We start from the raw sequence: 19423 nt of genomic DNA, 5'->3' as shown, positions 1-19423 counted from the left end.
AGGTGCACCCGCACAAGGCGCTGGGCTACCGATCACCCCGCGAGTACATCGCGCAAACCCGCGAGGCCTCGTCAGGCATTTAGGGGGCAACGACATCTCCCGAGCAGGAGGAGGAGACAGATTGTGTCCGGTTGATGGCACCGACACAAACTTAAAGGGCGTTTGATGATACCGCTGGCTGCCTCCCCTTTCCCATCGGCGCAGACCCTCATGCTTTCGCGACTCTAAGACGGCTCGGGCGCCAAGATGAATGAACGACTGGACTCGAGAGGCGGGCTGGCGCCCCTCGTCAGGCGTGCACAACGAGGGCCTCTTGATGCAACATCGGCCTGATCGGCGCGCTGACTGGATAAGCCGCCGCGGCTTCCTCGATGCGCCAAGCGATGAGGATGAGGAAATCGAGCCGTGCAGCGCCGATGCAGCAGGGGCAAGGCACGCTATGCGCACTCGAACGCGATTGCTATTCGTACCCCCGGGGCGAGCGGCCTTTCACTCCAGCGGTCGGCGGGCGATCCCACAATAAAGGCGAAATCCTATGTTCTCGTTCAAATCCGCCCTGTTGAACGGTGCGGTCGTGGCGGCGCTCGCGTCCGGCTTCGTCGCCTGCCGCGCCTATCAGGCGTTCGCCGCTGAGAAGGCTTTGTTCGATCCCCCGTCGGCGCTGGTAAGAACGGATTTCCCGACGTGGCCGTACCCGCGAGGCATCCCGGACGATGAGAAGGAAGAGGGAAAGTTGTTCCACGTTCCCGGGAGCAAGCGGGCCTTTACCTTCACCCAGATCAACGGGCAGCGAGCGACGATCGACTGGTTCCCGGAGCGTCACCCGACACCGCCACCGCCAGTCATCAGCGGAAGGGAGGGTGCCTACAACGCCTGTGGCCAATGTCACCTCATAGATGGCGGAGGCAAGCCGGACACGAGCGATCTGCGCGGCCTGCCCGTCGACTACATGCTGCAACAGCTCGCAGATATGAGGGAGGATCATCGTCACGCATCGATCAACGGTGCGCCGCTGGCCAAGATGGTGGAGATCGCGAAGGCACTGCCGCTCGACGATGCGCGGCAAGCCTCTGAATATTTCCATTCGATCAAGCCGGTGAAGAGACTTCGTCTGATCGAGGGCAACGTCGTTCCTGTCACCCACCCCGCGGCGCACGCGGTACAGAAGGTTGACCCGAGCGGCGCCACCGAACCGATCCGCACCCGGATCATCGAAGTACCGCAGGATTTCGAGCGTACCATGCTGCGCGATCCATCGTCCGGCTTCATCGCCTATGTACCAGCGGGCAGCATCAAGAAGGGCAAATTACTGGCGACGAGCGGCGGAGGTGGCAGAACGCTACCCTGCGCTTCCTGCCACGGTGACGACCTGAGGGGATCGGGTGCCGAGTTTCCCAGCATCGCCGGTCGATCGCCGACCGCAATGGCACGCCAGCTGTATGATTTCAAAAGCGGCACGCGCAACGGCAAGAATGCCGTGGCGATGAAGCCGGTGGTCGCGCGCCTTACCGATGCCGACATCGTGAACCTCACGGCTTATTTGGCGTCGCTCGATCCTTAAAATCGTCACGCGCGTCGGCGCGCCGCGACGATCTCGGCACGGCAGCGGCCGGATGCCGCAAGATGGCGGCTGGCGCTCGGCCTTGCGGCCGCTGCGCGTCGGGTCAGGGGTGGATCGACAGGGCTTCATGTCGTCCGCTGAAGGTGACTTAGCGCCGGCTCATTGCTGTTCTGATGATCATGTTCACCGCGACGTCGGCGCCGCAGCGGGCGGTCCGCGACCTTCATGCCGAGGTCAGCGATTCAAAGAGCAGTTCGACGGTCTAGTGAGCCGGCCGCCGGATCGCGCCGACGGCCCTCTCGTCCGAAGCCCGGATGTCAAACGAAGCGCAGCACCGTCTTCCGCCGCATGGCGTAGCCGATCGCGCCGAAGCCGAGAATCATCATCGCCCAGGTAGCAGGCTCGGGGACGGCGCCGGGCGCGACCGCCGCTGAGACGGTCAGGCTCGCCGGGGTGCTGGATGAACCTTTATACGAGCCTGCTGCGGCGAAGGCACCGTCTGCGAAATAGCGATGGGTGATGGTTGAGCCGAAACCGCTCTCGGTCACGACGTTCACCTCATCGCAGGCCGACGCGCCGCCACCATTCGGACAGGAAGAGAGAAATCTGATCCGCGCGATCGAGGCGGTGGCATCCTTTAGCAGGCTGCGATCGACCCAGCCATCGGTCACGAAGGTCGGTGCTTCGTAGGTGAAGCTTATGTCGCCGCCGGCAAACGGCTCGAAGGTCTTGAACGAGTAGGTCACGGCCGCGTGGGCCGAGGCCGGCGCCAAGGTGGCGATCAGGCCAGCGATAAGCAGATTGCCCATTCATCCCCCTGCGCTTGAACGGTAAGCCCCCTTGGTTACCCTCCAAGTGGGGCAGCTATACCCTAGCTTCTGCGACGGCATACAGTTTTGATAGCCTGACACTCTTCTTCATCGCTGAATGTGACCCAAATCGCGGCAGCGCGGACGGACGGCGGCTCGCCTGGACCAGCAGCGGACCAGGCTTCACTGAGCTACCAGAGCCGATCAAATTAGATCGGAACGAAAAGGAAGCATTCTCCCGCGAGACAGGGTCGCTGCGTAATCGCGCTGTCGGCCCAGTCCGTTGAACGCCCGCCATCATGAGCTGAGCCTTTGAGGTGTAGCGGACGATCAGCCCAGCTCCTGCACCTACCGGGAACAGCCAACGCAGTATTGACTGACGCAGGCCCCCTCTCCCGTTCACATCCCCGTTGCGCTACCGCCGGCCGATGGCGAGGAAGAAACGCTACCTGACCGCGACAATGGCCGATGGGTACGTCAAGACGATCGGTCCTACGGTCGCGCCATTCACGCACTACTGGCGCATCGTCGCACATCTGAACGACGGCAAGACGGAGGTGTTCTGGGGACACACCACCTCCGCTAAGGAAGCCGCGAGCAAGGAGGCGCTAACCAAACAGGCGGGGAAACGTTACGGGTGGGCGAGCTTCGATTTTGAGATAGTAGCACTTATCGAACATCCACGGCCTTGAGCTGAAAGCCCGGTTTGGGCGACCAGTTATCCCGCCGCAAAGCATGGGCGCTTGCGGCCCCCAGCCCTCTCGTGCCGAGACCCTTTAGTGGTCGTCCAGCGCCCGTCGGCCCGCTCTCAACTCCTGCCATTCGGTCACGGAGTGACGTGACCGTTCTCGACCCTGAGCACACGCCATAACCCGCGTCGGCATGGCTTCAGCGACATGCGCGCTTCCACTCATGAGAGCAGCGGGGTTCCAGATTATATTCGGCGGTATATAGCGGAGCGATGAAGCAAGCTATCGCACGGTATGCCGGGGCCGCCGCGGCCATCGTCGCACTCGCCCCTGTTGCAGAGGCTCAGGAGGCGGGCGGCAGGGCCGACGTGATCGTGAACGGTGTTCTCCCGGCGGCCGACGACACCTACCGAGTGGATCGAGTAGACATCGGCTCACTCGGGTCGCGAAGGCTCTTGGACACACCCTACTCGATCAGTGTCGTCCCGGTGAACTTGGCCGAGAACCAGCAGCTGCAGAACGTACGCGAGCTGTTCCGCTACATCCCCTCGGTTCAGGGCGAGAACATCCGACCGCAGTCGCGTGGCCTCCAGGCGGGCGTCGTGCAGAACACGCGCATCGATGGTCTCAACATCGCTGCCACTACCGACTATGCAATCGAACAGTTTGACCGCATCGAGGTGCTCAACGGTCTCGCTGGCGCCTTCTACGGTCCGGCCAGCCCCGCAGGGACCTTCAACTACGTCTTGAAACGGCCGACTGATCGGTCGCTGTCCTCTTTGAAGTTCGGCTACACCAGCGAGGGCAACCTTCTCGCGCATGCCGATCTCAGCCGCCGCATCGGCTCCGTGGGCGCGCGCGTGAACCTGCTAAGTCAGGACGGCCAGACGTTCGCCGACGCGAGCAACCTGCGCCGCAAGCTCGCGAGCGCGTCAGTCGACGTCCGACCCGCGGAGCGTACGCGGGTGGAGTTGAACGCGAGCTACTACCGCTACACGGCAACCGGTTTCCCCGGCAACTTCGCCTTTGCCGCGGGTGTACCGTTTCCGAAAGACCTCGATCCCGTCCGCGAGGGCTACGGCCTTCGCTGGGCAGGCGACGACAACACGACCAGACTGGCGAGCGGTCGCCTCTTCCAAGGCCTCGGTGACCGATGGGAGCTGATGGCGGGCGTGCTCGCGATGAGCAACGATCGAGCCTCCACCGTACCGACCATGACCGTCACCAGCCCGACGGGCGCGTACCGCGCGACTACTGTAAACACTACTTTCAGCTTCGATCGCGTGCTCAGCAACGTCGCGGCGTTGCGCGGGAGCGTGGCTGTAGCAGGGATGCGTCATGAGCTCTCCCTCGGTACCACGGGCTTCACCTGGCAGCGGTACACGCCCTTTCGAACCGGAGCGATCGCACTTGGCACTGCGAACCTAGCCGCCCCTGTCGCGTTCAACGAGCCGTCACTACCCGACTTCCAAGATCGTTTCCATGCGCAGACGACCCGCCAGCAGGCGGTGACGATCGGCGACACCGTCACCTTGACCGACAGACTGATGATCCAGGGTGCGGTCAGCCAAAGCTGGATCCGCGCGCGCAACATCAATCGGACCGGCGTCGTGACGTCGCGCTACCGCGACGACGGTCTCAGTCCGGCGGCGAGCGTGATCGTCAAGCCGCAGGACCGCATGACCGGCTATGTTACCTACGCCAGCAGCTTGCAGCAGGGCGACGCCGCGCCTGCAACGGCGGCGAACGCCGGCGACGCCCTGGCGCCATACCGCAGCACTCAGTGGGAGGCGGGCTACAAGCTCGATCTCGCTCGCATGCAGGTTGCGTTGGCAGTTTACGAGATCCGTCGGCCGTACGCCTATGTGGGAGGCGATAACGTGTTCGCTGTGCGAGGGCGCCAACGTAATCGAGGCGCCGAACTGACCCTCAACGGTCGGGTTGGTGACGACCTGAACCTCTACGGCGGCATCGCGCTGCTCGATCCGAAGCTATTCGACACCGGAATGACGGCGACGAGCGACCGCCAGATCCTGGGTCCGCCCAAGCGTGCGATCAATCTGCTCGCGGAGTACCGCCTGCCGATGCTCCATGAGGTGACTGTCACGGCCGACGTGAGCCATGTCAGCCGGCGACCTACCGACTTCCGCAACACGCAGTCAGTCGATCCCTACACCCTACTTGACCTCGGGCTGCGCTACCAGCTCGAGCTCGGAGGCCAAGTCATGGCGCTGCGCCTGGCGGTCAACAACCTCTTCGACGAACGCTACTGGGCGAACGTCGCGCCCACGGGGCAGAACGGCTATAACAGCGTCGACAACGGCACGGGAACGCTCGGCACACCGCGCAACGTCCGTCTCTCACTGCAGGTGGCGCTGTGATCCGCTTTCCCGTTTCCTTCGTCGCAGCCGTGCTGACGACCGGATCCGCCCCAGCGGAGCCGATCCGTCCTCCGTTGGTGGTTTATGCCGCGGGCAGTACGACGGGCGTCTTGCAGGCGATGATCGATCGGTACAGCGAGCGCACCGGTCAGCGCGTGACGCTCCACACCGGCCCCGCTGGCCTGATGCGCGAGCGTATCGAGGCGGGCGACAAGGTCGACCTGTTCGTCTCTGCGAACATGGATCATCCGCGGCGGCTGCAAGCCGAAGGGCTTGCCGGCCCGGTCGCGCTCTTCGCTCGGAACAGCCTTTGCGTCTCGGCCTTGCCTACGGTTGGTCTGACCCAAGCGAACCTATTGGACCGCCTGCTCGATCCCCGGGTGCGGATCGGGACATCGACGCCTGGCGCCGACCCGGGCGGCGACTACGCGCATAAGTTCTTCGAGCGAGCCGACGCGATCAGACCGGGCTCCACCGCGACCCTGAAGGCCAAGGCGCAAGCGGTGGTGGGAAGCCGGATTGAGGAGCCTGCTGCGGCACCGACCGGTAGCGCAGCCGACGCCATGATCCGGCGCAACATTGACACCTCGGTTGGCTATTGCAGCTCGCGGGTCACGACGCCCGACACGAGCGTAGCAAAGGTGCGCGTGCCAGCGGCGCTCGCGGTTCCGATCCGCTATGGGATGACCGTAGTCTCTACGTCAAAGGACGGCCGTCGCATGGGGGCCGCTAAGCGGCTAGCTAGCTATCTGCGCGGAGCGGAGGCACAGGCGCTGATGGCATCGTTCGGGTTCAGCCGAGTACAATAGGGACGATAGAGTGAGCGCAGGACGGCGAGCCGACGGTGGAGCGAGCGGCTCTCCTGCCCTAAAGGCGAACGACCCATAACCGGTCATTCCGCAGGCCCTGCCCGCCTCTCAAATCCAGACATTTGTTCATCTTGAGGGTGCCGACGCTATGAGCGACCGCTGCAGGCACCGCTTCATACCCGATCCTGCGGGCGTTCGTGAGAGGCACCGCTAACCCCGACGCTCCTTGAGTGCGCTTAAAGCGACCAAGCGGTGGCAGCTCGTTAACATATGTTGCTCTATGTTGCTGGCACCTCTGGAGAGTGTCGCAAACGTGAAGAACCTGAAGATCAGCTCGAAGCTGCTCGTTGCCTTCGGCATCCTACTCGGCTCGCTCCTGCTTATGGCAGCCGCGTCGATCACCAGCCAGCACACCTTGAACGGCGCAGCCGAGCTGCTCGGGCACGACCGACGGGACAAGCTGGTCGCCGTTGCCGCGCTCGACACGGCGACGTCGGACTACCGCAATGCCGAGGCGAACAGCATCCTGTCAGAGGCGCCCGCCGACATCGCTGCTGCTGAGACTGACGCGTCAGCTCAGGCAGCCGAGGTCGGGAAGAACGCGAGCTTCTTGAACGAGGCGCTCAAGAACCCTGCCGCGCGATCCATGTTCGAGCAATTCGAGGCGGATTGGCGAACCTACTTGGCACAGTCCAAGACCACACTGACACTCTCGCATGACAATCAGAATGACGCGGCACTCGCCAGCTTCCGCCGCAGCAGGGTGGTCTACGATCAGGCCAGCGATGATGCCGGCAAGCTGAAGGCGATCCAGGTCAGCTTGATGGACGGCGACATGGCCGCCGCTAACGCAACATACACGACCTCGCGCAATATCTCCATCGCGATCGCCATCGCGGTGCTCGCGCTCACCGTCTTCATGCTGATCTCGCTGATCCGCGGCATCGCCACGCCGCTGACCGCGATGACCGCGACGATGCGCCGGCTCGGCGCGGGTGACCTCAACGCCGAGGTCGCGGTCGATCCGCGCCGCGACGAGGTGGGTGAGCTCGCCGGCTCGATGGTGGCGTTCCGCGACCAGCTCGTCGCCGCCGAGGGCGCGAAGCAGGAGCAGACGCGACTGATCGTCGACAGCGTCGGCAGCGGGCTCGACTCGCTCGCGCGCGGCGACCTGACCGCGCGGATCGACGCCGAGCTCACCGGCCCGTTCGCCAAGCTCAAGGACGACTTCAACAACGCGATGCGGTCGGTCGCGGACACGCTCACCGCGGTCAACGCCAGCGCCGAGGGGATCACCAACGGCGCCAGCGACATCCGCCAGGCGTCGGACGATCTGTCGCGCCGCACCGAGCAGCAGGCCGCCAGCCTCGAGGAGACTGCGGCGGCGATGCACGAGATCACCACCACGGTGCGCGAGACCGCTGCCAACGCCACCAAGGTCAACGGCGTGGTGACCGACACGCGCCGCGACGCCGAACAGTCGGCTGACGTGGTCCGCCGCGCGGTCGAGGCGATGAACGGGATCGAGCGCTCGTCCAACGAGATCAGCGACATCATCGCGGTGATCGACGGGATCGCGTTTCAGACCAACCTGCTCGCGCTCAACGCGGGCGTCGAGGCGGCGCGCGCGGGCGACGCCGGCAAGGGCTTCGCGGTGGTCGCCTCCGAGGTGCGCGCGCTGGCGCAGCGCTCGGCCGACGCCGCCAAGGACGTCAAGAGCAAGATCACCGGCTCGACCGAGCAGGTCGACGCCGGCGTCACGCTGGTGGCACAGGCGGGCGAGGCGCTCAGCCGCATCACCGGGCGGATCGGCGACATCAGCGCGCTGGTGTCCGACATCGCCTCTGCCGCCGAGCAGCAGGCGACCGGGCTCCAGCAGGTCAACACCGCCGTCAGCGAGATGGACGGCGTGACCCAGCAGAACGCCGCAATGGTCGAGGAGGCCACCGCCGCGGCGCGCAGCCTGGCCGAGGAGACCGAGAACATGTCGCGCCAGGTCAGCCGGTTCAAATTTGGCGAGGCTGCGATACCGGCCGCGCCGGTCCACCAGCTCCAGGCGCGTGCCGCGCAGGTTGGTGCCCGGATGGCTGCTGGCGCGCGTGCGCGGCGCACTGGCGCAGCAGCGGCGTCACCGCAGGACGATTGGTCTTCCTTCTAGGAGATTGGTGATGGACAGAGGGCAAGAGTCCTCTTCTTCCGCGGTTGTCGCCGAAGCTATCCTGATGTCTGCCCGGGCAGAGTGCCTGCTGCTGGATCTAGCCGAGCTCAAGCAGCAGGTCGAAGCGACCCTTCGCCTGCTACGGGCGTCTGAGGAGAGCAACCAGGTAGCAAGCCGACTACGGTAGCTAAGAACCAGGGTACGCTGCTGAGTGGAAAGGCAGGGTGGCAGGTACGGAGCCCCTCTCCGCTCAAGCCTTCACCTCATCCGCGCCTTCAGTTGACGGCGCAGGCTTCTACAACTTCATACCGCCTGCAGCTGAAAGCGTGAATATCGGATCGCGCCGAGGGATAAGACCTTCAGCTACGACGAGACCGGTGTGATCGGTCGAGGTAGGCCGGGGATCGCAGACCTGGTGCCGGCATGTCGAGCGGCGCTTGTCCCCGCGTGATGCACTCGTTCGTCGGCTCTCCCCACGTCAAGAACTTGGTGATCGAAACGAGGTACGGTGACGCCATGCACGGGAAGGTTCACGAGGAGCAGGATGATCGCAGGTCGATCCTCGATCAGGCGCTAGATTATCGGCGTGACTTCGTGGTGCCGATGATGCGTATGATCGGCTTGGCCGTGGCCTCGGTCGCAGCGCTGCTGATTTGGCTTTCCGTGCAGGCGGACAGACGCGAGATGGAGACGGAGCGGAACGCCGCCAGGACGGCTATCGACATGCACCTGGCCGACATGCAGCGGTATTTAAAGGACTGCGCCGCGTGGGACGTGGCCCTGCAGAACCTCGTGGTAAAGCTCGATAGAGGTTGGGCGAACGAGAACATCGGCCCCTACCTCTTTAAGTCGCAGGATTACGAGAGCAGCTTCGTCGTGGATAGCGCAGGCCACACTACCTACGCGTCATACGGCGATCGCCTCGTCAAACTGGATGCGAGGAGCTACCTGGGACTGCCGATAAGGCTGGCGATCGACACGCTGAAGGCCGCACCAGCGGCGTCCCACCGGCAGATCTCCGGCCTGACGCTCACCACGAGAGGGAACGTCGCTGCCTTCGCCGTCGCGCCAATCACCCCCGACAAGGGGCTAGTCGCGCAGCCGCCTGGAGGACCGTCGTTCCTAATCCTGGTCGACGATCTGACCGCACGGGACGCTCGGAGCATTGGTGTCAACCATCAGCTTGCCGATCTCCAGCTGGTCTCGGCCAGACAGCCTGCCGATCTGGTGTTGAGTACGTCGCAGGGTCGGGCGGTCGGCGGCCTCCGCTGGTCCCCGAGGCGGCCGGGCTCTACACTGCGGCGGCAGGCTGTTCCCATCATGCTGATGGTCTGTCTCGGGCTGGCCCTTGCTGGCAGGCGGCTGCTCGCACGGGCGCGAAGGGCTATCGCCAACGCAAACGCGGCGACCGCCGGCGCGCATGCGGCGACGCGTGAGGCGCTGGACGCGCGAGAGCGCGTCGCGGCTCAAGAACGTGAGGCGCGGCTGACGCTTGAGCGCACGGTGTCGGAAGTGAGGGCGGAGAATACCAGGCTGAACCGGCAAGCGGAGGCGAGCAGGAGCGCGGCCCTCCGAGAGGCCGGTAAAGCGTTTCAGGTCCGCATCGCGCCGGAACTCGCGGCCATCCGCACCAACGCGGATGCCATGACCTCGGCGGCGGAGTCGGTCCGGGCACGCGTGATCGGCCTTTTGGAGAGCATGGACGCCACGAGCCGGCTGGCGGAGGACGCAGCACGACGAAGCGCTGAGGTTTCGCCCGAGACTGCCGCCTTCGACACATCGGCTGGCGCAATTGCCGAGGAGGCCGTAGCGGGCCTGGACCTCGCCCGGGCCGGTACCGCGCACGGAGAGAACGCGAGTGCCTCCCTCATAGGCCTTGCCGAGGCGCTCGACAGCATCGATGCGGTCGTCGGCTCGATCGACGCCATCGCGCGGCAGACCGACTTCCTTGCGCTTAATGCAAAAATCGAGGCTGCTCGGTCGGGAGGCGCGGGTGCGGGCTTCTCCGTGGTCGCCGCCGAGGTCAAGACGCTCGCGCTGGAAGCAGCGGATTTGACCCGTTCGGTGGCTGAGAAGGTCGCGGGCGTGCGTACGAGCGCCGGCGTGGCCGCGGCATCGATATCCAAAGTTTCGGACGCGCTCGCGAGGTCGGAGCGCGCGTCGGACGCCATCACGCACGCCGTCGGACGGCAGCGTCTTGGCGCCTCTGTCATTCGCGAGAGCGTGGAGTCGATCGTTGTCGGGAGCCAGGCTCTTACCCTGTCGGTTCAGCAGTCGCGAGACCTGGTCGTGGAGAGCAGGCACGATGCCGATGTGCTGGAGGCTATGTCCCAGCAGCTTGATGCCTCTCTCGCTAGCCTGAGATCCTCGTCCGACCAGTTCGTAGAGGAACTCGCGAGGGCGTAGCCGCATCCCAAATGGGTCAGGCGCTATCTGACAGGATATCAGCCAATTCCCTTTTGTTTATCCGCGTTGCCGCTTACAATGGGTCAGCCTCTTGGAGGAGGAGAGAGACGTTGCCTAGGATCTGGCGCACGGCCGATGGGCTCGGGCTTCGCGAAAAAGCTGCCCATGATCGAGCAAACACACTTGTCAAAACTGCCGTGGCGATCTCCTTTAGCTACCCGGCATTGGCCCTAAAAATTGGCGAAGCGCCGGGATGGGAAATGGGTGCCCTCGCGCTCGCAACCTTTTGGGTCGTTGCCGCTCTATATCTTGGAACGATCGCCGCGCTGGCTGAGGTCCGCACTCTCCGCGTAAAGGTCCGAGGCCACCGCCGCGCATTGCGATGCCCGGACATCTACCCGCAGGGTTTTATGGCGAATATCGATCTTTTAGCGCTGTTGCTCGCAGCGGTTCTGCCGATCGCCGTCATCATGTTCGCTAGCGATATTGTTCGTCTGTACCGCTGAACAAGACCCACAAGTGGACGTTCAGGCCGCCCTGCTCGCTTCCCAGCTTTGGTCGTTCATTCATGTAGACTCATCCGCTCGCCGGAAGCGACATATCGGGGACGCGGGCCGACGAATGGTCGGACAAAGCTGCCGATCGCCCCCTTCGCTGAGAACGACCGGTAGCGCTGGAATCGGCTGGAATGATCGGCTGCCCGAAGGCGCGACCAATGTTCGGTATGGAGGACGCAGCGCCCCCCTCGAGCGGGCGGTTTCTGCACGAGGACGCCATTTGCGAGACGTCGCTAACGGCGCGCTCGCTCGATTCCCGACCGCACGAGAGGGTCGCTGCGAAGGCCACCCTCTCCACCGAGCTTCGTGGCCTCGGCCGATCGACGGCGCGACGATCACGCTCCGCCTGCGCATCGACCTGTCTTATCAACAAACGGGGAGAGTCGGCGAGGTGCGTCACAACTGGACGGAATGCAGCACGACCCTCCATGTGCTGTCGAACTCCAAAACCGCATCTCCAAACAACGCGCCCGGCTCGATCGTAGCGGACTCCGCCAGGTTGCGAAGCTCATTCGCCTTGTCCGCCCGCGGCATCGCAGTGAAGAGCAGCCGGGCGGGGTGACCGGTGCCCAGGCTGGCGGCGTAGTTCATGAACTGATCGCTTGGGCGATGAGCGGATCCCTGCTCGTGCGAAAGCAGCAGGTAGACGGGCTCCGACCTCTGAGGGAAACCCGCGTCGTCGAGCACGCGGTAGAAATGGCGGCAGATGCCGCCGTGATGAGGCACCTGGATCACCGACAGGTCGCGGAGATGGTGGACCATTTGCGGATAGTAGCGCCGCACGCTGTCGGACCCCACGGCGAAGCCGTCGAAGCCTGTATCGCCCGTGATGAGCACGCCCTGCTCCTCGTGATCGAAGCGGACCACGTAGCTCAGCTGGTTGCTTTCGGTCAGATCCTTCAACCGCTCGTAGGGATGAAGCCGGGTCATCGCGAGGATGCCGACCGGCAGGATATCCCGTCTCTCGGCGACCAGCCTCTCGGTAGGTCCCAATAGCGTTAGCCGAGGTCCGGGTCCTCGGACTGACCTGCGGTCGAACCGACCGCTCGCCCCGTCGAAGCCGAACTCGATCGGCTGACCTTCCTCGCACCAGATCTGCCGCCGCCTGATCCCAGGACGTGCTCGCAGCGCCTCGACGAGACGGATCAGCGCCCCCGCATTTATCGCGTCCGTGCAAATTGCGTTGCGGATCGATGCCACCGCCATTTCGAGGAGAGGCACTTCCCCGGGGCCTCGCGTCGCGAACCGCAGCCGCTCCAACGGCCCCACGTCACGACGCGACAGATGCCAGACATACCGCACATGCGTGGCGAACGCCCCCGTCTCAAGGCCGTCTCCGCCGGAGAGATGCTCGACACCGGACACGGCAAGCCTGCGTCGGGCGGCGCCTCTGACCCTGCGGAACCGCGTCAGACCGAGCGCCTCGTCGCGGCCTCTGAGATCGCGGAAGGTATCTGCGTCCGGCTCGTCCGTTCCGCTGCGTAGCTCGAACATCTGCTCGAACTCATCCAAGTGATCGAGCGTGGCCGCTTTGTCCCGCAGATAGGCGCCGAACGCTTCACGCCCTTCCTCGGCAGCGAAGCGCGTCGCGAGCGTGTCCTCATCCTTTGGCGCACGACCCGTCACGTCCGTGGGCCCCGACCCCGACAGCGTGTCGTCGGCGACCGGTGGAAGCCAGATCTCCCGCACCGGTATGGTCACGCCCCTGCTGACCAGCTCGGTGAGACCGTCGAGATGGTCCTCGTCGTAATGGGTCCCAATCACGAGGTCGAGCGGCTGAGCGGGCCCCACCGCCCCTCCGACGGGCCCGAGCGCTTCGGCAACCTCGTCCGCGACGCGGATGCCCGCGCCGGCGTCTCCCCCGTCGGTCAGCACCCTAACGGTCCGATCACTACGACGGAATTCGAGCAGCATCGCGGTGCCGAGGCCGACGGAATACATGGTGATCTTGATCGACATGCCCCCGTCATACCGTCGAAGATTCCCAGCGTCATCCGGGCGGCGGTTCATGTCCTCAGGCTGCTTAGTACCTCGCGATCCGCGGTTACGTCGCAGACCCGAACCCCCGGCCGAAACGCCTCAGCCAAAATCTCCAGCTTCTCTGCTTCCGACCATCGGCGCCGGCCTGACACCTCGCTGACCACCTTCAAACTTCCCGAGACGGGGTGCACTGAATGCCGCTTCGTTGGCAAACGGTCGACTTGAGGCACCCTGCTGACAATCCGCTTCGGGGGAGCCAACCGGCAGCTCCTGTCAGGAAAAGACGTTCGCGGTGGCTAATCGAGCGACCGGGATTTGGTCGTTAGCTGCCGCGGCCGAACTACCAAGGGCAGACCCACCTATGGACGCTCAGCGCTCTTCCTGCGCTTTCCAACTCCGGACACTCATTCATCGGTTCGCGATTGCCCTGCGGCGCCGCTCGAATGCACGCCAGATGTCACCGGCGAACAACGGGCTGAACCTGTTCCATCACAGCCTTACGGTCTCATGGCAGATATCAATTCCGCGCTCGAACAGCAGGTCTTCCACATTCCGCAATGACAGCGGGAAGCGCATGTACGTCAGCATCTCCAGCCGGATCACCTCCGGCAAGGAGTAAAGTAGCGGAACGGCCAAGCAGGTTTGCGCGGGCGGGGCATGGGGACGCGCTCATCCTACCTCCTTACCAGCAGGTGCATTTGGTTTGACGGAGCCCTCTAATTATCTGCCCCACCGTGATGCCACTGTCCACGCGAACGGACGGTCTGCGCCGCACCAAACTTCCGTCAATCCTCAGCTTCGATGGCCATCCAACCCATCCAAGAAAACCATCGGGCGCTCACGTAGCCCGTCACCTTTGTGAAAACCTCCGTCACCGCAAGTTGGGTCAACGGACTCCTCCGAAATGACTGCTCCGTGAGCCTTGTCGTTCTTGACTTGTTCCCAAGGCGTGCGACACAAGTCGGACGTCGAGCCGCGACTCACGTGCGGCCAATCAGGAGGCGTTCGACGATGGCATGGAACGAAGATCGCGCGCGGATGCGCATCAAGCGGTTCATCGACAGCATCCCCGAGGGCCGGATCGTCGTCGAGGACTTCCGCAGCTTCCTCTCGGAGACGAGGATGGCGAAGGGCATCACGGCTTCAGCGGCGCTGACCGAGGCGTCACTCGTCGACATTCCGCGCAATCGGGCGATCACGACGCACGCCGTGCACGTCTACGCCAACCTTATCGATTTCAACTCGGTTCTCGTCGACGCCGGCAGGGAAACCGAAGCCAGCCACCGCCTTGCTTTCGAGTTCCTGCACGCCCACTATTCCGCCTGCGATGTGCTCATCGACGAATTTGAGATGCAGCGCGTCGACTTTCACGGATCGAGGCTCCACGCCGTCGTGCTCGCACCGGAGGGGCCGCAGAACGAGGGTGCCCGCGTCCGCAAGGCGATCGCGTTCGCGGCCGGCTTCCGCGAAATGGTCGAGCGGCTGGGCCAAGAGCATACGCGCTTCCAGACCGGCGTCCGGATCGGCATCGATAGCGGCCCCGCGGTCGCGATCGACGGCGGCCGCAAGGACGAGCGCGAACCCCTCTTCATCGGTAGTCCCGCGAACCACGCCGCCAAGCTCGCCGACGGACAAGAGCCAGGAGTCGCCGTCAGTCGTCGCGCCGCGGCCGCGATCGACCGGGCACCGCAGCCGTTCAGCGACATCCTCTCGCTTTCCAAGTCGCTGGAGCGTCAGTTCCTCAACGAGCACGTCGTCACCGCCGGCGTCGACCGGATGGCCGACGCGCGTCTCGAAACCGCTTATACGAAGGTGGCCGACGAGCTGAGGGCACGGGAGAGTGGCTCTGTTAGCGAGGCGGTCTTCCGCTTCCAGCGCAAGGCGCCGCCACTCAAGGACATCGTCTACGCCGACCATCCGCCCAGCAGGGCCATCCGCATGGAGATGGCCTCCCTCTTCGCGGACATCGACGGCTTCACGGCGTACATCGACGACTCGATCCGCACCGGACGGATCGCCGAGGCGGTGTCGAACCTCCACGTCATGCGAGCCGAAATGGCGGCGGCGCTTCGGGAGGACTTCGGCGGACGCAAGGTCAGGTTCGTCGGCGACTGCATTCACGGCATGGTCGCCGAGGGTGACGCCCGCAGCACCGACGCGATGGCGACGATGCGGACGGCGGTGAACGCCGCGGCCGGTCTGCGCTCGTCCTTCGAGCTTTGCAGGACGATGCTGCCCGGCGCGGACCGGCTCGGCCTCGCGATTGGCATCGACTACGGCGAGACGCCGGTCTGCCGCATCGGCCTTCGGGGGCAGGCAAGCGTCCGCGCCGCGGCAAGCCGGGCCACATGCGTGTCCGAGGCCGAGCAGCGTCGATGCGATGGTCGCGAGACAGCACTCGGCGAGGCAGCCTTCGCCGCGTCACCCGCCGTCGTCAGGCAGGTCTTCATCTCAGGGCGCAAGGTGCCGAACTTCGATCATGACGCGGCCGACCTCCTCCTAGGCACCATGCAGTCGCCGTATCTGTCGAGCGGCGTAGAGGCTGACCCGATGCGGGCACATTCGCCCGAAGACCAGCTGCCCATGCGAGCGCACGACGCCTGGTGATCTCGGCGACCGCCATCCTTGCCGCCAACGCGCCATCTTGGTTCGAGGTGGAGCGTCAAGGCCACCAGAAGCTGATCGGCGTCGCGAAGGTACCGCAGACGCCATGGGCCGGCGGAGGGCTGAGGCTGTCCATCGGTGGCGTTCGCTCACCCCACGTCGGAGAGGAGACGCCCGGCACCGCGCTTCCGGCACGCTGTCCAGAAAGGCACCTGCAGGAGGACCGAACCTTCTGCGTAGGGCTGAGGCGGCTGGAGGTAGACGGACCCGACGCGGCCGACAGATGGTGGGAGCAGCTGAGGCAGTGGATTCGCTGCCAAGGGGTGGCCGAGCGGACCGGCGTATGGCCACCGAACCAGGCGCTCGACCACGGCGAGGCGGGAGTGCATCACGAGCGGGCGCTCGAATTGGCGCGATCGATAGGTTTGGAGGAGGAGTATGCCGCAGCTTGGCTCGGCGAACCCAGCTGGATCACCGATTCAGACCTGCGCATCGTCGATCGGCGGGGCGGCCCGATTAACGGCCGCGCGCCATGTCCCCGTGGCTGCCGCCGACGCGCGAGCCGCAACGCGCCGATCCTCCGCCGCAAGTGCGCACGCCGAGGGGAGATCGCGCGCCTGGTCTGGTTGGAGCGGCTCCGCCGGAAGTCGCTAGACGAATACTGGCGCCACGTACGCGCCTCCGGCACGAAGTGCTGCGGAACCATGCTGACCTGTCCGTTGCGCGACGACCAGGGCGGTACGCGTGAGGAAGAGGGAGGGAGCCCACATTGAACGACACCGCCACACTGCAATCGCAACTCGACCGCGTTCTCGCGTTCTTCCCTCGAGTGGACGCCCGCATTAACGGGCTCTTCGGCGTCAATACCTTGGTCCTGGCGGTCGGCGCCCTCAATGTCGCCGCGCCTGACCTCAGGCAGTGGTATGTGACCATTCCCGGGGTCTTGGCGCTGATCGCGTTGCTTCTCTCCTACGCCTTCCTGTTCCGTGCCAACTTCCCGGACGTGCGCGGCGGTGCCGGCAGTCTCGTCTATTTCGTCGAGATCCAGAAGAGGACGGAGAGCGTATACCAGAGCGAGGTGCTCGGATGCTCGGACGACGACTATCGCAAGGATCTCATCGGCCAGATCTGGCGGAACTCACAGATCCTCTGCGACAAGTACACCTATGCGAAAAAGGCGATAATCTGCACATCGGCTGCGCTTCTACCCTTCGCGCTGTTCCTCGCGACGACGGCCACGCTCCATGTCCGCATACCGATCGTCAAATCTTGATGGCTGCCCAATCGAAGCAGTAATTGCCTGCGCATGGAACTGGCGTGCGACGGCTTTTCGATCCACCCTGTTCAGCTGAGCCCCCAATAGGCCAGCGCCTTAACGGTTAGCACGGCTGCCACAAATCCCCAGCCGAAGCTCATCATCGTTCCGATGATGATATATTCCTGGATATGGCGATCGTTGCTGTCGCGGATATCGCCAAAGCGCAAGATTGACTTGGCGGTGAGGAGGAACCCGACGGCTTCATATCGTCCAGTCAATACGAACAGGAAGGTTAAACCCCGCTCCAGCCAGCCAATATATTGGCCGCCCTTCGCCATGCCGACGATGCTGGTGGGCGCTGTCACACCTTGGGCCGGCGGGGGCGGCGACGGCAGTCCTTCGACCAGTTTCTTGATGAGGATGCCGCCGAGCGGCACAGCCACGATCAACCCGCTTACGAGCGTGAGCCCGGTGTAATAGGCAAGCTGAGCATCGCCCGGCAGTGCTGCCCACCATCCTGTCGTCATCAACGTAGGGTTGCAGAATGCGATGCCCAGAACCACGACTAGGTGCCCTAACTGGTCGAGCGCAAAGGCCAACAATTTGTTGCCGAGGTAGTGGAATTTGACGTAATCCAGCGCCATGTGGGTAACGGCAATGACCCCGATCGCGAATGCGGCCACCAAGGTTTGCGCGCCGATGGCGAGCGCCGCGGCGATCGCGACGAGCAGGACATGCAGGCTTAGATACTTCAGCTTACCCTTACGTACGACCAGCCATTCGGTTTGAAGAATGAAATCTGCGAGGAAATGTGCGGCGAGCAGCGCCGTGAAGGTGGAGATCATACCCTCAACGGGCCTCCAAAACGTCAACCGATTTTGGTTGATTCGGTCTAGTCAACCGAAATCGGTTGACACGACTAAACAAGACGCACCTCCGCCATACGTAGCGACTTCTCCCAGCCGGCACCCTCGACCCACTCAAGCGCTGACTCGATCGCCGAAAATTCGATCGCGACCAGCGTCTTGCTGACCATCTGCCGTGTAACCTCCAGCGCGCTCGCGACATCGGCTTGGCGCGGACCGTCCGGCACCAGCATCCGCGTTGCAATATCCGCCTGCCGTTCGGACCAGTGATTCATCGCCACGCTGCACAACGTGGTCATGGGCTGGATCCATCCAAGCTTGTCGCCCGTCTTGTCGGGCAGAGCGACGGCGACACCGACGGCGTCGCCCATCCGATCCAGCGCTCGGCCCGATCGAGTGAATGCGTCACCGACCGACAGGGAAATCCGATGGGCATCAATCCGCTCCACATCGCCAAACCCAACCCCAATGCGCGTATCGAGACCCTTTCGCTCGCGGCGCAGAGCAGCTCGCAGATATAGGGCTACCCGCAGAAAGTAGCGCGGCTTGGTCAGCAGGAGCTGCCAAGAATCTCCGCGGAAAAACTCCGCTTCGCCCTTCACCAAGTCCGCTTCCCACGCCCCCACGTCGGCGACTGCCTGCAGCAATGCATCCCGCGCACGCACAAGCACTTCGGTAGAAAGCTCGGTTGAGCCAACCAGATCGCCGGTAAGGACTGTGTAGACCTTGCTCACAGTTTAGATCCTACGGCCACGCTCTTGCAGTCGCCCCGCATGCTCATCGCAGGACGTTTCTCGCCCGCAACGCGCCTAATGCGCAGGGCGCCATCATATCGGCCAATCTCGGCGCGGCCATCCCCACCGCCGAGAGGATAGGGAAAGGAATAGCTGAAGCGGTCGGACTGCAGCGCGCGCACCGGGCGTCCCGGAAGATTGACGAAGGTAATCCGGCTGGTGCCTGTATCGAGCAACAGCACCAGCGGCTCTGGCCCTGCGGAAGCTGGTGCAAACCGGCACTCGAATTGGCGCACGCGCGGCGGCTCGCCCGGACTGCACCCGCAGACCCCAAGGGCCAGCCCTAACGCCCACGCTGATCTTAACTCGCTCACCAGCGTTGATCTGCGGGAGCAACGGCCGCGATGCAAGACCTACATCGCCTATCGCGATCCCGTCATTGTTCGCTTTCATCATTGAGCTGTTGACCATGCTCAGACGGAACAACAGCGACGAAGAAACTTGGCCATGCCCGATCGTGTAATGGTCCATTGCCCCGCCATGATCGATGGTAAGCAGAATCGCAACCGTGCTTTTCAGATTATGTTTTAATAGGATCGCGAACAGTTGGT

Annotated in this window: 15 protein-coding genes and 1 pseudogene; 10 read left to right on the top strand and 6 right to left on the bottom strand. The window is 64.0% G+C overall.

Annotated features, from left to right (window positions below; translation table 11 throughout):
- The first annotated feature begins 535 nt into the window (after window positions 1-535).
- Window positions 536-1561, top strand: coding sequence for a c-type cytochrome (locus EV292_RS21045; RefSeq protein WP_132911234.1), 1026 nt, complete (start codon window positions 536-538; stop codon window positions 1559-1561).
- A 317-nt stretch (window positions 1562-1878) separates the two neighbouring features.
- Here EV292_RS21045 and EV292_RS23250 read toward each other — a convergent pair whose 3' ends face one another.
- The gene (locus tag EV292_RS23250; RefSeq protein WP_243693900.1) at window positions 1879-2370 is read right to left on the bottom strand and encodes a PEPxxWA-CTERM sorting domain-containing protein; all 492 of its coding nucleotides are present in this window, start codon (window positions 2368-2370) and stop codon (window positions 1879-1881) included.
- Window positions 2371-2798: 428 nt separating this feature from the next.
- Between EV292_RS23250 and EV292_RS21035 the strand changes: the two genes are divergently transcribed.
- The 6 genes from EV292_RS21035 (at window position 2799) to EV292_RS21010 (ending at window position 11319) form a co-directional block, all read left to right on the top strand.
- On the top strand, window positions 2799-3062 hold the full coding sequence (locus tag EV292_RS21035; protein ID WP_132911233.1) for a hypothetical protein: 264 nt from the start codon (window positions 2799-2801) through the stop codon (window positions 3060-3062).
- A 269-nt stretch (window positions 3063-3331) separates the two neighbouring features.
- Window positions 3332-5440 carry a TonB-dependent siderophore receptor gene (locus EV292_RS21030; protein ID WP_132911232.1) on the top strand — a complete coding sequence of 703 codons (2109 nt, stop codon included), beginning with the start codon at window positions 3332-3334 and terminating at the stop codon, window positions 5438-5440.
- Window positions 5437-6249 carry a molybdate ABC transporter substrate-binding protein gene (modA, locus tag EV292_RS21025; protein WP_132911231.1) on the top strand — a complete coding sequence of 271 codons (813 nt, stop codon included), beginning with the start codon at window positions 5437-5439 and terminating at the stop codon, window positions 6247-6249. The genes EV292_RS21030 and modA overlap by 4 nt, the downstream gene beginning before the upstream one ends.
- A gap of 313 nt (window positions 6250-6562) precedes the next feature.
- Window positions 6563-8407: a methyl-accepting chemotaxis protein gene (locus EV292_RS21020; RefSeq protein WP_243693899.1), complete on the top strand. Its 1845-nt coding sequence runs from the start codon at window positions 6563-6565 to the stop codon at window positions 8405-8407.
- A 450-nt stretch (window positions 8408-8857) separates the two neighbouring features.
- The gene (locus tag EV292_RS21015) at window positions 8858-10813 is read left to right on the top strand and encodes a methyl-accepting chemotaxis protein (protein WP_165927221.1); all 1956 of its coding nucleotides are present in this window, start codon (window positions 8858-8860) and stop codon (window positions 10811-10813) included.
- A 110-nt stretch (window positions 10814-10923) separates the two neighbouring features.
- Entirely contained in the window at window positions 10924-11319 is a 396-nt protein-coding gene (locus EV292_RS21010) for a hypothetical protein (RefSeq protein WP_132911228.1), read from the top strand.
- Between the two features lie 447 nt (window positions 11320-11766).
- Here the strand turns inward: EV292_RS21010 and EV292_RS21005 are convergent, their stop codons facing one another.
- Together EV292_RS21005 and EV292_RS23245 are read right to left on the bottom strand one after the other, a co-directional pair.
- A complete protein-coding gene (locus EV292_RS21005; protein WP_132911227.1) occupies window positions 11767-13329 on the bottom strand; it encodes a hypothetical protein in 1563 nt (520 codons plus the stop codon).
- 513 nt (window positions 13330-13842) lie between these two features.
- Window positions 13843-13929, bottom strand: a pseudogene (locus EV292_RS23245) (IS6 family transposase); the annotation flags it as partial.
- 432 nt (window positions 13930-14361) lie between these two features.
- Here EV292_RS23245 and EV292_RS20990 point away from each other — a divergent pair.
- The 3 genes from EV292_RS20990 to EV292_RS20980 are packed head-to-tail and all read left to right on the top strand — an operon-like array spanning window position 14362 to window position 17227.
- Window positions 14362-15957, top strand: a complete 1596-nt coding sequence (locus EV292_RS20990; RefSeq protein WP_132911225.1) for an adenylate/guanylate cyclase domain-containing protein — start codon at window positions 14362-14364, stop codon at window positions 15955-15957.
- Window positions 15954-16727 carry an E2 domain-associated cysteine-rich protein gene (locus EV292_RS20985; RefSeq protein WP_132911224.1) on the top strand — a complete coding sequence of 258 codons (774 nt, stop codon included), beginning with the start codon at window positions 15954-15956 and terminating at the stop codon, window positions 16725-16727. Before EV292_RS20990 ends, EV292_RS20985 begins: the two co-directional genes overlap by 4 nt.
- Window positions 16724-17227, top strand: a complete 504-nt coding sequence (locus EV292_RS20980; protein WP_132911223.1) for a Pycsar system effector family protein — start codon at window positions 16724-16726, stop codon at window positions 17225-17227. Before EV292_RS20985 ends, EV292_RS20980 begins: the two co-directional genes overlap by 4 nt.
- Window positions 17228-17298: 71 nt before the next feature.
- Here EV292_RS20980 and EV292_RS20975 read toward each other — a convergent pair whose 3' ends face one another.
- From EV292_RS20975 to EV292_RS20965, 3 genes are all read right to left on the bottom strand, one after another.
- Window positions 17299-18057, bottom strand: a complete 759-nt coding sequence (locus EV292_RS20975; RefSeq protein ID WP_132911222.1) for a DUF3307 domain-containing protein — start codon at window positions 18055-18057, stop codon at window positions 17299-17301.
- A gap of 74 nt (window positions 18058-18131) precedes the next feature.
- Window positions 18132-18812, bottom strand: coding sequence for a hypothetical protein (locus EV292_RS20970; RefSeq protein WP_132911221.1), 681 nt, complete (start codon window positions 18810-18812; stop codon window positions 18132-18134).
- Complete coding sequence (locus EV292_RS20965) at window positions 18809-19054, bottom strand: hypothetical protein (protein ID WP_132911220.1); 246 nt, start codon at window positions 19052-19054, stop codon at window positions 18809-18811. The genes EV292_RS20970 and EV292_RS20965 overlap by 4 nt, the downstream gene beginning before the upstream one ends.
- Between the last annotated feature and the right edge of the window lie 369 nt (window positions 19055-19423).

This window comes from Sphingomonas sp. BK235, assembly GCF_004345855.1.
Lineage (GTDB): Bacteria > Pseudomonadota > Alphaproteobacteria > Sphingomonadales > Sphingomonadaceae > Sphingomonas.
The sequence above is the reverse complement of the archived record's forward strand: the minus strand, read 5'-3'. Positions and strand labels throughout refer to the sequence as shown.

Coding starts and splice junctions, on each gene's coding strand:
- EV292_RS21030 (WP_132911232.1), top strand. CDS start 3,332: ATGAAGCAAGCTATCGCACGGTATGCCGGGGCCGCCGCGGCCATCGTC.
- EV292_RS21005 (WP_132911227.1), bottom strand. CDS start 13,329: ATGTCGATCAAGATCACCATGTATTCCGTCGGCCTCGGCACCGCGATG.
- EV292_RS20975 (WP_132911222.1), bottom strand. CDS start 18,057: ATGATCTCCACCTTCACGGCGCTGCTCGCCGCACATTTCCTCGCAGAT.
- EV292_RS21015 (WP_165927221.1), top strand. CDS start 8,858: ATGCACTCGTTCGTCGGCTCTCCCCACGTCAAGAACTTGGTGATCGAA.
- EV292_RS23250 (WP_243693900.1), bottom strand. CDS start 2,370: ATGGGCAATCTGCTTATCGCTGGCCTGATCGCCACCTTGGCGCCGGCC.
- EV292_RS21035 (WP_132911233.1), top strand. CDS start 2,799: ATGGCGAGGAAGAAACGCTACCTGACCGCGACAATGGCCGATGGGTAC.
- EV292_RS21045 (WP_132911234.1), top strand. CDS start 536: ATGTTCTCGTTCAAATCCGCCCTGTTGAACGGTGCGGTCGTGGCGGCG.
- EV292_RS20990 (WP_132911225.1), top strand. CDS start 14,362: ATGGCATGGAACGAAGATCGCGCGCGGATGCGCATCAAGCGGTTCATC.